The following is a 12,743-nucleotide window of genomic DNA, read 5'->3' on the forward strand; positions in this document are numbered from 1 at the left end:
ACAGTTTACAATCAAAACAAAAATTGTATTTTCGCAACAGAGAATTAAATCATAAAGAATTCAGATGATTAACAGATCGACATACATATGGTGTTTTATTTTTGTGTTTTCCTGGCTCCTAAACAGCAACATCAAGGCACAAATTGAAACCGACGCAATTTACACCACACAAACCAGCTATTCGCCATCCGATCCTGTATTTATATTTGAGAATTTACTTCTCAACCCCAATTTAAGATATACAGCTGCGGATCAATCAGAAAGCTACGAATTTGAATGGTACAGGCATAATTCGGACACAAATACGTGGGATCAGCTGCTACAAACCCAAACAGGTGCTTTTACTGTTATAATCGTAAATCAACCGGGGGGATATTTGTTGCGAGTAAACCAAAACGGCAACATGGTAGAGGAATATCGCTGTTGGGTATTTGAAACTGAAATTGCAAACCCTGAAATCGTCATCGATTTCCAGGATTGCTTTTCACTTGAACTTTCAGCAACCAGTGAATCCATTCCGCTGACCTACTATGATCCATCAACAGGAAACCCGGGTACAGTTAGTATTGAGAAAACCTATCAATGGAGTGTAAATCCTTCCATCGAATTCACACAGTTTGGAGCCTCCATTGAAATGAATGCCCCGGTGGAAGATACTCAAATCACAGTGACAATTTCAGATGTTACAGGAAAGAGTGTCTCTGAATACCTGGACTATCATGCCATTGCTGTGAGAGCTCATTATGACTGGGACGTAATGCGTCCCAGGACAAGTGACGATGAAAAAAGCAACGAAATGCACCGGGGAGAGGATACCTCAATTGCCGAAGGTTCTGCACCTATAGAAATTCGGTTTGAAGAAAAAAGCAGTGGACCGGTAAGCCGATGGGCATGGCAAATTGCCGGTCCATCTGACACCATCGCCTTTCGGGATCGTAATCCTTTTTATGTATTTCAGAGGGCAGGGGAATACAAAGTGTACCTGACCGTCTATAATGATCATGTGTTTCTGGAAGGCATATCTGAATGCTGGCACCGCACTCCTGATCCCAATACGGTTAATGTTATGGAATCTCTATTGGAAGTTCCAAACACCTTTACACCAAATGACGACGGAATTAACGACGAGTTCAGAGTTGCATTTCGTTCGATAAGAAAATTCAACATGGTGATATACAACCGTTGGGGGCGCAGGGTTTACAGTTCTTCCAACCCGTCCGAAGGATGGGATGGAACCATTGGAGGCAAACGTGCTGCACCGGGAGTCTATTTCTACCACATTGAAGCTGAAGGCTACAATGCCAATGAAAAATACAAATTATCGGGACCTGTTCACCTCATCAGATGAATCTAGGAACCTTATTCAGCACGAATAAAGTTCTCCTGTTTTATTAATGACTCTCCTTTAAAACGAAGAAAAAGCTGAGCTGTTGCAAACACATCTTTTTCGCAATAAACAGCAATGCGCTCAAGATTATTCTCCTCATAATAGACAGAAGCCACCTGACTTCCGTCAATGTCATCCTTGGGAGTTGGGATGTTCAGTATTTTGGTGAGCAAAGCCAATGAAGTATAATGCTTATAATCTCCGAACTTCCATAAATCCAAGGTATCTATAAACTTAACCTCCCAAGGCTTTTTCCCGGCCACATCAAGCTCCGCCGGCAAACTAACACCGTTAATAATCATTCTACGGGCAATGAATGGAATATCAAATTCCTTGACATTATGACCACAAATATTCCTGTCCTTTTCGGAGGTAAATGCCGTCAGCATTTGACCAAATTCAGTAAGAAGCAGTTTTTCATCGTGGCCGGCAAAGGACTTTGCTTTAAAAAACCGTTCCCCATTTTTACTGAACACAATACCCCCCGAGATGCAGACGATTTTTCCAAACTCGGCATAAATACCGGCTCTTTCATAAACATCGGCAGGCGTTTGATCCTCTTTTCGAAAGTAGGATGATTTTTTCTCCCACAACTGTTGAAAATCGACATCTAGATCTTGAAAACCTGCATGTTGAGGTACGGTTTCAATATCGATAAAAAGGACGTTTTCTACTTTATACTGATCAAGCATTTTTTTGAATATTTATTGCTCTATTCTGGTTAAGTTTCTGAGAATGTATTGCGTTAAAATATCTATGGCCACATGATTGTTGCCACCCTGTGGCACAATCAGATCGGCATATCGTTTTGTTGGTTCAATAAATTGAAGGTGCATTGGTTTAACGGTATCCTCATACCGGGTTAAAACCTTTTGCACAGTTCGTCCCCGCTCCTCAATGTCGCGCTGAATTACACGCATCAACCGATCATCGGGCTCTGCATCCACAAATACCTTTAAATCCATCAATTCCCGCAAGGCAGGATTCGACAGGATTAAAATACCTTCCACAATGATCACTTCACAAGGATTTACCTTTATGGTTTCTTCCTGCCGTGTACAGGTAAGGTAGGAGTAAACAGGCTGCTCCACAGGTTTACCTGCCTTTAAACGAGCAATATGCCTTGTTAAAAGTTCAAATTCGATGGCGTCGGGATGATCGAAATTGATCTTTTGCCGCTCTTCAGGCGGCAAATGGCCACTATCGCGATAATAAGAATCTTGTGGCAATACTGCCACCTCATTGCAAGGTAATTGATTTAGTATTTTTTTTACTACCGTTGTTTTACCCGAACCGGTTCCACCGGCAATCCCGATTATCAGCATAAAAAAATCCGCTTTTTTTTGTAATTTTACTCAAAATTGAACGAGTGTGTAGAATTCCACACCGCAAAATAAGAAATATCAAGCAAAAAATAACGCTTCAATAATATCAAACTCAAACAAATCTATCAATGATTAAACACGTAGTTTTATTTAAATTTAAAAAAGATCTGGAAGAGAGCGCTCGTGCCGAAAAACTGTCTGAGCTTAAACAAGCGCTTGATGACTTAAAAAAACACATTCCGGAGCTCATCTCCATTGAAACCGGCATCAATGCCAACCCACAGGAGAGTTACGACCTTTCGCTCATCAGCGAATTTAAGGGATGGGATGAATTAAAGACCTATGTGATCCACCCGGAGCATCAAAAAGTAGCGGTAATTATCCGTGAGATTTTGGAAGAACGGGCCTGTGTGGATTATGAAGTATAAAAGAAAACCGAACTGTTTCCAGTTCGGTTTCCTATATAATTTTGTTTATCTATAATTGATCGGAATAATAAGCTTTGGGTTCTTCCCTGAGATTATATCTCGAAACCATTACTTCTCCGTAGGCACCTGCTGAACGAATAGCCATCAGATCCCCCCTTGAGGTTTTAGGTAGCTCTATATCTTTTCCAAAACTGTCTGAAGACTCGCAGATGGGACCTACCACATCATATTTCTCCTCAGAACCATTACTGGTGATGTTCTCAATTTTATGATAAGCCTGGTATAGCGCAGGGCGAATAAGATCAGTCATTCCCCCATCGATGATGGCGAAATTGGTTTTTACACCCTCTTTAACATAAAGAACTTTTGAAATGAGGTTACCACATTGTCCCACAACAGAGCGGCCTAACTCAAAATGAATTTGCTGACCTGGGCGCAACTTTATTCCATCATTGAAAATTTTAAAGTAATTCTCAAAATCAGGTATTGGATTTTCAGCCGGTTTTTTGTAATCAATACCCAATCCACCTCCTACGTTAATGGTTTTCAGAGAAATTCCTTTCTCCTCAAACCAATCCTGAATTTCATTTACCCTGTCGCACAATGTGCTGAAGGAAGAAAGATCCATAATTTGAGAACCAATATGAAAGTGAATGCCTTCCAAATTGATGAAATCCATTTTCGCAATGGCATCCACTGTCTTTTCAACATCCATTTGGTGAATCCCAAATTTATTCTCGTCCAGACCAGTGGTAATATACTTATGAGTATTGGCTTTAACGTTTGGATTAATCCGGATGGCCACATTCACTTTTTGGTTCTTACGCGTGGCAATTTCATTGATTACATCTAACTCAGCAGTTGACTCAACATTGAAACAAGCAATGTTTTTATCTATACCCATTTCAATTTCCCAATCGGCTTTTCCAACCCCGGCAAAAACAATTCCCTGAGCGGGGAATCCCATATCCAGAGCCTTCTTAACTTCGTAACCACTAACGCAATCCACCCCCATACCGCATTCACGGATGCGTTCCAATATCCGGTCATTGGCATTGGCTTTAATGGCATAATGAACTACAAAATTATATTTATCGGATTCAGACTTTACTTTTTGAAGGGTTTGCTCAAGCAAACCCATATCATAAAAATAAAAAGGTGTTGGTATCGATTTGAATTTTTCTGCGGGAAAATAATTACTCATTCCTTATGTTTTATTGTTTACAATTAATATTAAAACCGTGCTACTTTAAAAAAGTTTTGCACTTAATGCTCTGAGAGCCTCTTTTTTATTCTCTGAACTAACCAGCACAGAAATATTGTGATCGCTGCCTCCGTATGAAATCATACGTAAAGGAATATCTTTTAATGCATCAAAAATGCGGTTAGCATAACCTTTGTTTTCACGAACCAAATCGCCAACGATGCAAATAATAACCAGATCTGAATCAACTTCCACAGAACCAAAAGTCTTGAGTTCATCCACAATCTCATCCAGATGTTTCAGCTTATCTATGGTTACCGAAACTCCAACTTCAGAAGTTGTAATCATATCAATTGGTGTTTTGTGATTTTCGAAGATCTCAAACACCTTTCTCAGAAATCCATACGCCATAAGCATTCGTCCGGAGTGTATGCGAATGGCTGTAATGCCGTCCTTGGCAGCAACAGCTGTGATTCTGTTTTTGGTATCTTTTCCTGATATGGTAGTTCCGGGAGCTTTGGGCTCCATTGTATTTAACAATCTTACCGGTACATTTGCCACCTTAGCCGGCAAAACGCTGGTTGGATGCAAAATTTTAGCTCCAAAATAGGCCAACTCCGCAGCTTCATCGAAGGATAACTCAGCTATGGATTTTGTATTCTCAACATATCGGGGATCGTTGTTGTGCATTCCGTCAATGTCTGTCCATATCTGAATTTCATCTGCGTTTACTGCTGCACCAATAAGAGACGCTGTGTAATCACTTCCGCCGCGTTGAAGATTGTCAATCTCATCATTAACATTGCGACAAATATACCCCTGGGTAATCAAAATTTTATTGTCCTTATGATTGTCCAGATATTTTTTGATGTTCTCTTTAATAAAGGTAATATCCGGCTCACCATCGCTGTTGGTTTTCATAAATTCAAGCGCAGGTATCAGAACCGAATCTTTACCCTGTTCGTTGAGATAAAAATTAACCATTGCGGTGGACATCAACTCTCCCTGGGCGAGAATCTCCTTCTCCTCCACCTCAGAAAATTCATCTTTCACGAGCGATTTGATGAAGTCAAATCGCGATTTTACCACTTCAATGGCTTCCTCCTTAATTTTAGCGTTTTTATATAATAGATCAATTTCTTCGTGATATTTTTTCTCAAGTTGGTTAATGAGGCGATTAGCTCCATCGTGGTTCTTCTTATGTAAGTAATTGGAGATTTCAACCAGGTTGTTGGTTGTTCCCGACATGGCAGATAGTACAACGATGTTTTTCTCACCATCAGAAACCAGGTTAGCTACTTCTTTCATTCTATCGGCGGAACCTACAGAGGTTCCTCCAAATTTCATAACCTTCATAGTATATATTCTTTTTTGTTTGTGTCTGAAAAAATTACGTTGCAAAATTAAAGCAATCTTCACTATTTTGCATATATATAATCAAAAATATCCGTAATTTAATTATAAATTAAAAGCAATTCGTCACATCAGGGCACGTAAACCTCAAGCAATTCAGAAGTTTCTGAAGGAACAAGGGAAATCTGCCTCAACTCTGCGGGAATCAGAATGGTATCACCTTTTAAGTAGGTCTCATACTTTCCATCTCCATAGGCGATTTTTCCATGGCCTTCCATACAAATCAGAATGACGAAAGAGTCCAAAGCGTAATAATCCCGGCCAAAGGGTTGATCAATACTTAGTTTTGCGGCAACAAAATATGGCGAACGAACCATCTCCGCTGCTCCGTTCAACTTATCTTCGAATTTGGTTCTATAATCTTGTGGAACTTCATAATCAATGGCATCAACAGCCAGATCTGTATGAAGTTCTCTGAAGTTTCCGCTTTCGTCCTTTCGGTTAAAATCATATATTCGGTAGGTAACATCAGAAGTTTGTTGAATTTCGGCTATCATAATGCCTGCACCAATGGCGTGAACCCTTCCGGCAGGCATATAAAACACATCACCTGATTTTACTGGATGCTGTGCTAGCAACTCTTCAAGGGCATTGTTTTTAACCGCTTCCTGATACTGAACCGATGTGATCTTTTTTGAAAACCCACTGATGAGTTCGGCTCCCTCATCTGCCTGCATAACATACCACATTTCGGTTTTGCCAAATGAGTTGTGACGCTTAGCGGCCAAATTATCATCAGGATGAACCTGAATAGAAAGAGCTTCTCTGGCATCAATAAACTTAATCAACAGAGGAAACTCCTCTCCGAATTTTTGAAAAACTTTATCTCCAACCAAATCACCCATATATATCTCAATGAGTTCCGGTAAACTATTCCCTGCCAAAAAACCATTCGAAACAACAGAGACATCTCCTTGTACACCGGATATTTCCCAACTTTCTCCAATTCGGGCTCGGCCATTTAGTGGCTTGTTTAAAACACTACCAAGTTTTCCCCCCCCCCATATTCTCTCTTTTAGGAGTGGTGTAAATTTTATCGGGTATAATTTATTATCCATTTACAAATAAGATTTTAAGAACTAACGTGATTTTAAGCATTCCGGGCCAAAATTGAAGGCAGGCCAATACGACCAATTAAGAATATGAAAAATGATGCGGAATAATAGGCAAAATTAATAAAAGTGCCACAGGAAAGCCAAAAATCCGGGTATCCACTGCTATCCTCATGAAGAAAAATCAACTAAAAAGCAATTGGGAACTTGCACCATTCTTAAATGATTGACAAAGATAATAAAGAAAATTTATCACTTTCTGCCTGCCAATTACTATTTTTGCCAATAAAAAATGTTAATCAAAGAAGCCAGGTTTTTAGTAAGTAATCAAAAGGCTGATAAATGTCCGCCTCCCAAAATGCCTGAATATGCTTTCATTGGAAGGTCAAACGTGGGAAAATCATCATTGATTAACATGTTATGCAATTCAAAAAAGCTGGCTAAAACTTCATCTACACCTGGGAAAACTCAATTAATCAATCATTTCATAATAAACCAGTCTTGGTATCTGGTTGATTTGCCTGGATATGGCTATGCCAAGGTTGCCAAAACCCAAAGGGCGAAGTTTGGTAGGATGATCATGGACTATTTGGCAACACGTGAAAACCTCATGTGCCTATTTATTCTGGTTGACTCGCGGATCGAACCGCAGACAATTGATTTGGAATTCATGAGGAAAATGGGCGAGGCTCAAATACCGTTTTGCCTTATTTTCACCAAAGTGGACAAACTTAAAAAACAAGGTTCTCTTCAGTTAATTGAGAAATATATGCAAAGTTTAACCGAGGACTGGGAAGAGTTGCCACAATATTTCATATCATCAGCAGAGAAAGGCACTGGAAGAGATGAGATTTTGCAATTTATTGAGCAGATAAATTCAACCTGGAACAAATAGCATTGCTGAAATCTAAAGTTGTAAAATAAGCAATAAATTTGTTCTGGATTTCATAATTTAATTTGAGATTTTAAAAACAAACTAAGAATTAATCTTTGGCAATCAACACATTACCCCACTCAAACACTCTTAAACTCTAGCATTCCAAAGTTCTATTTTATAATTAATTGAAAATAAGGACGTGCTGGTTGGATGATTTTTCCTATCTTTGCACACACAAGCAACTTCTTATAGATAACTGATAAACAGCTAATTAAATGCCACCCAAAGCACCTATAAAGATTTTCTCAGGAACTCAGACCCGCTATTTGGCCGAAAAAATAAGCCTTTGCGCAGGAAGGGAATTAGGTAACATCAAGCTGGTTAACTTCAGCGATGGCGAATTCGCAACAGCCTATGAAGAGACTGTTCGTGGTTCCCACGTATTCCTGATTCAGTCAACCTTTCCGCCGTCCGATAACTTTTTTGAGTTATTAATGATGATTGATGCAGCGAAAAGAGCCTCGGCCTATAAAATAGTTGCTGTTATTCCATATTTTGGATTTGCACGTCAGGACAGAAAAGATCAGCCGCGTGTTTCAATAGGGGCAAAACTGGTGGCCGACATGTTAAGCACGGCAGGGGTGGATCGCATAATAACCATGGACTTGCATGCCGATCAAATTCAGGGATTCTTTGACATTCCGGTTGATCATCTTTACGCATCCAGTATCTTTGTCCCACATATCCGCCAGTTGAATCTTGAAAATCTGGTGATAGCATCACCCGATGTGGGAGGTACCAAACGTGCCAATACTTATGCAAAATTTCTGGAAACACCAATGGTTATTTGTCACAAGTACCGATCAAAGGCCAATGTAATAGATGAGATGCGCATCATTGGAGATGTAAAGGATAAGAATGTTATAATTTTGGATGATATGATAGATACGGCCGGCACGATGACCAAGGCTGCCGGAATGATGATGGAAGAAGGTGCCAGAAGCGTTCGGGCTTACGCCACTCACGCTGTTTTGTCGGGTCCGGCTTATGATAGAATTGAAAATTCCGCTTTAACCGAGGTTTATGTTACCGACTCGATTCCTTTAAAAAAGAGTTCAGCCAAAATAAAAACCCTCAGTGTTGCGCAACTCTTCTCTGAGACCATCGACAGAGTATATAATTATCAGTCAATAAGCACACAATTTGTAATTTAATTTATATCTTTGCAACCCCAAAAACGGGGAATCGTGTGATGGGAAATTAAGGTTTACATCATCCGAACTTAATTTTGAGTAGCACAAACTAATTTATTTAACATGCAAACTATTGAAGTAAAAGCAGTAAAGAGAGATAATCTTGGAAAAACTGCAACCAAAGAGCTGCGTCAGAGCGGCCAGGTTCCCGGAGTATTATACGGAGGGAAAGAAGTTGTTCACTTTCAGGCTGAAGCCAATGAGTTCAGAAAATTGCTCTTCACCCCAAAAGTTTACATTGTAAAATTAAACATTGAAGGAACCGTTTACGAAGCAATCATCAAAGATTTACAGTACCATCCTGTAAGCGACGAGCTAATTCACATCGACTTCCTTCAGGTATTTGAAGACAAACCAATTACCATTGAAGTTCCTGTTAAACTTAAAGGTTTGGCAGAAGGTGTTAAGGCGGGTGGTAAATTAACCTTAGAGCAGCGTAAGCTTCGCGTAAAAGGATTGATGAAAAACCTGCCGGATGAGTTGGAAATCAACATTTCAAAACTTGGTCTTGGAAAAGGCATTCAGGTTGGTTCGCTTTCATTTCCTGAACTGGAACTGCTTAACGCTAAAAACTCTGTTGTTGTGGCCGTTAAACTTACCAGAGCTGCACGTGCCGCTGCACAGCAGCAAAAAGGATAAAAAAATTAAGATCTTTAAAAACCTCCATATTCCTGAATATGGAGGTTTTTGTGCTTAAAGATGAACCCTTTTAATAAAAAACAAAACATCTCAACCATGATAAAAAGGTTGTTAATCAATATATTTGGTAAAAAAACCGAAAAAGAAACCACACCTTCTGAAATGAAATATTTAATAGTTGGACTGGGAAACATCGGTTCAGATTATGCAAATACCCGCCACAACATAGGTTTTGATATTTTAGATGCTCTTGCACATGCCGAAAACGTTAGTTTTGACGACAAACGCTATGGGATGTTGACTCAGTTCAAACACAAAGGACGGATTTACATCCTTCTAAAACCATCCACCTATGTCAATTTAAGTGGCAGAGCGGTTAATTACTGGATGAAAAAAGAGAACATACAACCAGAAAATCTATTGGTAGTGGTTGACGATCTAGCTCTTCCTTTTGGTAAACTCAGACTTAAAGCCAAAGGCAGTGATGCCGGTCACAATGGTTTAAGAAACATTCAGGACACTTTTGGTCATAATCAATATGCAAGGCTCAGGTTTGGAATTGGAGACAATTTCAGAAAGGGACATCAGGTTGATTATGTGCTTGGTAAGTGGACTCCAAACGAAGCAGCAGAGTTACCCCAATTCTTTGACTCAGCCATTGAGATAATCAAAAGTTTTGGAACATTGGGCATTACCAGAACCATGAATCTTTATAATAAGAGATAAAAAACAATACATCATGGTACGCATCGACAAATATTTATGGGCTGTAAGGCTATTTAAAACCCGAAGCATTGCTACCGAGGCATGCAAGAAAGGGAAGGTCATGATGGACGGTGTCACGGTTAAATCATCCAGAACATTAAAACCTGGTGACATAGTGGAGATAAAAGACCCTCCAATTATCAGGAAATATAAAGTCCTTGATGTGGCAGAAAAACGGATGGGCGCCAAACTTACTCCCGAATATATCAAAGAGGTAACCTCCAATGAAGAGCTTGAAGTGATGGAACTAACCCGGTTGGCCAACAAAATGAACCGAAATAAAGGGACAGGCCGTCCAACAAAAAAAGAGCGCCGTGACTTAGATTCCTTCTTCGAAGGGGAAGATTGATCTTCAGTTAATCCACACAAAGACAATTAAAATTTTTAAAAACCATGTTTACAGCCAGACAAAAAAAGCGGGACAATATTGCTGAATACATTCTATATATGTGGCAGGTTGAAGATCTCATCAGAGCCAACAAATGCGACATGAACAATGTCCGGGAGAGCATTATAAAGAAATATGATTTGCCATTGGAGCAGCTCAAGGAGGTGGAAGATTGGTGGGATAATCTTACCGAAATGATGAAGATAGAGAAAAAAGAGAGTGCCGGTCATTTACAAATTCTCATTAACACTGTTAATGAGCTAAACACCCTTCATGGCGAAATGCTGAACGATCCAAGACATTTAAACTACAAAATTCAGTTTGAAGGAATCATCCCACTTTTAAAAGAGCTGGAACATAAAACTGAGCCTAAACCATCCAATGACATTGAACTGATGCTGAGCGCACTTTACAACACTTTTCTATTAAAACTTAAGGGTGAAAAAATAAGCGATGCCACTAACAATGCAGTTAAAAGTTTTGCCGCAATATTGGCACACCTTTCAAAAAAATACAGACATGAACAAGACGGAACCTTAAATAACGATAACTGATGAGATCCTCTTTCTTTTCTGGACAATCTGAATAGGGGTCAATCGGGGGTCTCCTTTTGCAGGGGAAGGTAACACGTATCTCTTTTACCAAACCATCCGTACCTGTTTCTAGCCACTACCCGATACCCCCGGTTGACGAGCCATTCAGGCATTATCCGAATCAGACCGGATCCCAATTTATAAAAGCCTCCTGCTTCACGCATTAAAAACAAAACAGCTTTGGCTCCGCGATAGACCTCTTCATCATCAAGCAGAATAATCTCATCAGGGTCACTTTTAACACCCAATTTTCCCATTTCTTCTTTTCCTCTGTCTGATTGCATGGCAATCAGACAGACAGATGCACCAATGCGCTTTAACAATATTGCTGCAAAACGGGTACACAAAACACAATAACCATCAAAAAATACTTTGTATCGATTCATACGGATGTGGTTTTTAAAAAAACAGACATCATGAAGTAAGAGTTCAAACTGTTGTAGCTTAATTTTGAATTTTGTTTTTTTGTAAAAAACAAAAAGCATGATGGCGATGAAATCCTATATTGTTCTGGTTTACATTTTGTGTTTATCCGCAGGTATAAAATCTCAAAATCTTAAGGTAACAGAAATCAACTCAGCAGACTTTTACAAAAACCATGCAAACCTGCTTACGAATGAAAAAGTAAAGATTTTGGATGGCAGAACCGATAGCATGTACCAGATTCAGCATATTTACGGTGCTATAAATATTGATGTGGATTTGTGTAATGCATCAGAACGATTAAAGCAAGAAGCAACAACGCCTGTCGTTGTGGTGTATTGCACAACCAACAGGCGCAGTAGTGATATGGTTAAAATATTATCAACCTTCTATCAGGGTAAAGTTTACTTAATATCAGACGGCTTACGTGGCTGGTCAAATAATGACCTGCCATTATTTCAGAGTTCTTCCACAATGAGTATGCAAGAAGAATAACTTACTCCTCATTTGCCACCACCTGACCAGTGATTCTCCATGTATGTGCGAAATTATTGCGGCAGTTGGAATTTACAGTTACAACACGGTTTATTCTCTGTGGTCGCTGAGCCAGATTAAATGAAACATTGATGCTATCCTTCACCCCTGGTGCAATGGGTTGACGAGGATATCTTTCAACACGGGTTCCGCAACAAGCACGCACATTAGATAAAACCAATGGCTCATCTCCAGTATTAGTGAACACTATGGTAACTTTCCCTCCCGGAATGTTGTCGGTGGTAACAGTACCATAATTCAATCCAGACTCTTCAAATGTAAGCTCCGGACCTTCAGGCTGTGAAGCTTTCGCAATGATTGCAAATGCAACTCCTATTACTGCGATTATAATAACTCTTTTCATCCTGTATGTAATTTGATTCTAATGTATTATATAATTTATATTGATCAACTTCGGCATATAGCACTCAAGTCTGCTATTAATTTCACATTTCCAACTAT

At 39.5% G+C, this 12,743-nt stretch carries 16 protein-coding genes; 9 read left to right on the top strand and 7 right to left on the bottom strand.

From position 1 onward, the window contains the following. Positions 1 to 64 precede the first annotated feature (64 nt). The gene (locus EV194_RS00370) at positions 65 to 1,348 is read left to right on the top strand and encodes a gliding motility-associated C-terminal domain-containing protein (RefSeq protein ID WP_132430960.1); all 1,284 of its coding nucleotides are present in this window, start codon (positions 65 to 67) and stop codon (positions 1,346 to 1,348) included. An 11-nt stretch (positions 1,349 to 1,359) separates the two neighbouring features. Here the strand turns inward: EV194_RS00370 and EV194_RS00375 are convergent, their stop codons facing one another. Further along, complete coding sequence (locus EV194_RS00375; RefSeq protein WP_132430962.1) at positions 1,360 to 2,079, bottom strand: 3'-5' exonuclease; 720 nt, start codon at positions 2,077 to 2,079, stop codon at positions 1,360 to 1,362. 12 nt (positions 2,080 to 2,091) lie between these two features. Further along, the gene (gene udk / locus EV194_RS00380; RefSeq protein ID WP_132430964.1) at positions 2,092 to 2,712 is read right to left on the bottom strand and encodes a uridine kinase; all 621 of its coding nucleotides are present in this window, start codon (positions 2,710 to 2,712) and stop codon (positions 2,092 to 2,094) included. A gap of 128 nt (positions 2,713 to 2,840) precedes the next feature. Here udk and EV194_RS00385 point away from each other — a divergent pair, with 128 nt between their 5' ends. Continuing rightward, on the top strand, positions 2,841 to 3,140 hold the full coding sequence (locus EV194_RS00385) for a Dabb family protein (protein ID WP_132430966.1): 300 nt from the start codon (positions 2,841 to 2,843) through the stop codon (positions 3,138 to 3,140). 49 nt (positions 3,141 to 3,189) lie between these two features. Here EV194_RS00385 and lysA read toward each other — a convergent pair whose 3' ends face one another. The 3 genes from lysA to EV194_RS00400 all read right to left on the bottom strand — a co-directional run bounded on the left by lysA (position 3,190) and on the right by EV194_RS00400 (position 6,815). After that, positions 3,190 to 4,344, bottom strand: a complete 1,155-nt coding sequence (gene lysA, locus EV194_RS00390; protein ID WP_132430968.1) for a diaminopimelate decarboxylase — start codon at positions 4,342 to 4,344, stop codon at positions 3,190 to 3,192. A gap of 45 nt (positions 4,345 to 4,389) precedes the next feature. Next, positions 4,390 to 5,700, bottom strand: coding sequence for an aspartate kinase (locus EV194_RS00395; protein WP_132430970.1), 1,311 nt, complete (start codon positions 5,698 to 5,700; stop codon positions 4,390 to 4,392). A 128-nt stretch (positions 5,701 to 5,828) separates the two neighbouring features. Then, on the bottom strand, positions 5,829 to 6,815 hold the full coding sequence (locus tag EV194_RS00400) for a type I phosphomannose isomerase catalytic subunit (RefSeq protein ID WP_132430972.1): 987 nt from the start codon (positions 6,813 to 6,815) through the stop codon (positions 5,829 to 5,831). Between the two features lie 286 nt (positions 6,816 to 7,101). On the opposite strand from EV194_RS00400, the gene yihA reads away from it, so the two are divergent. From yihA to EV194_RS00430, 6 genes are all read left to right on the top strand, one after another. Continuing rightward, positions 7,102 to 7,704, top strand: a complete 603-nt coding sequence (gene yihA / locus EV194_RS00405; protein ID WP_132430974.1) for a ribosome biogenesis GTP-binding protein YihA/YsxC — start codon at positions 7,102 to 7,104, stop codon at positions 7,702 to 7,704. Positions 7,705 to 7,961: 257 nt separating this feature from the next. After that, on the top strand, positions 7,962 to 8,900 hold the full coding sequence (locus tag EV194_RS00410) for a ribose-phosphate pyrophosphokinase (RefSeq protein ID WP_132430976.1): 939 nt from the start codon (positions 7,962 to 7,964) through the stop codon (positions 8,898 to 8,900). Between the two features lie 102 nt (positions 8,901 to 9,002). Beyond that, on the top strand, positions 9,003 to 9,578 hold the full coding sequence (locus tag EV194_RS00415) for a 50S ribosomal protein L25/general stress protein Ctc (RefSeq protein ID WP_132430978.1): 576 nt from the start codon (positions 9,003 to 9,005) through the stop codon (positions 9,576 to 9,578). Positions 9,579 to 9,674: 96 nt separating this feature from the next. Beyond that, positions 9,675 to 10,304, top strand: coding sequence for an aminoacyl-tRNA hydrolase (pth, locus tag EV194_RS00420; protein WP_243699284.1), 630 nt, complete (start codon positions 9,675 to 9,677; stop codon positions 10,302 to 10,304). Between the two features lie 13 nt (positions 10,305 to 10,317). Continuing rightward, positions 10,318 to 10,692 carry an RNA-binding S4 domain-containing protein gene (locus tag EV194_RS00425; protein WP_132430980.1) on the top strand — a complete coding sequence of 125 codons (375 nt, stop codon included), beginning with the start codon at positions 10,318 to 10,320 and terminating at the stop codon, positions 10,690 to 10,692. Positions 10,693 to 10,736: 44 nt separating this feature from the next. Further along, positions 10,737 to 11,285, top strand: a complete 549-nt coding sequence (locus EV194_RS00430; RefSeq protein WP_132430982.1) for a DUF4924 family protein — start codon at positions 10,737 to 10,739, stop codon at positions 11,283 to 11,285. A 38-nt stretch (positions 11,286 to 11,323) separates the two neighbouring features. Here EV194_RS00430 and EV194_RS00435 read toward each other — a convergent pair whose 3' ends face one another. Then, positions 11,324 to 11,710, bottom strand: a complete 387-nt coding sequence (locus EV194_RS00435; RefSeq protein ID WP_165921762.1) for a thiol-disulfide oxidoreductase DCC family protein — start codon at positions 11,708 to 11,710, stop codon at positions 11,324 to 11,326. Between the two features lie 97 nt (positions 11,711 to 11,807). On the opposite strand from EV194_RS00435, the gene EV194_RS00440 reads away from it, so the two are divergent. Then, positions 11,808 to 12,242, top strand: coding sequence for a rhodanese-like domain-containing protein (locus EV194_RS00440; protein WP_132430986.1), 435 nt, complete (start codon positions 11,808 to 11,810; stop codon positions 12,240 to 12,242). A gap of 1 nt (position 12,243) precedes the next feature. Here the strand turns inward: EV194_RS00440 and EV194_RS00445 are convergent, their stop codons facing one another. Further along, on the bottom strand, positions 12,244 to 12,645 hold the full coding sequence (locus EV194_RS00445) for a DUF1573 domain-containing protein (protein ID WP_132430988.1): 402 nt from the start codon (positions 12,643 to 12,645) through the stop codon (positions 12,244 to 12,246). Positions 12,646 to 12,743 lie beyond the last annotated feature (98 nt).

The sequence above is a fragment of the Natronoflexus pectinivorans genome (genome assembly GCF_004345615.1).
Lineage (GTDB): Bacteria > Bacteroidota > Bacteroidia > Bacteroidales > Marinilabiliaceae > Natronoflexus > Natronoflexus pectinivorans.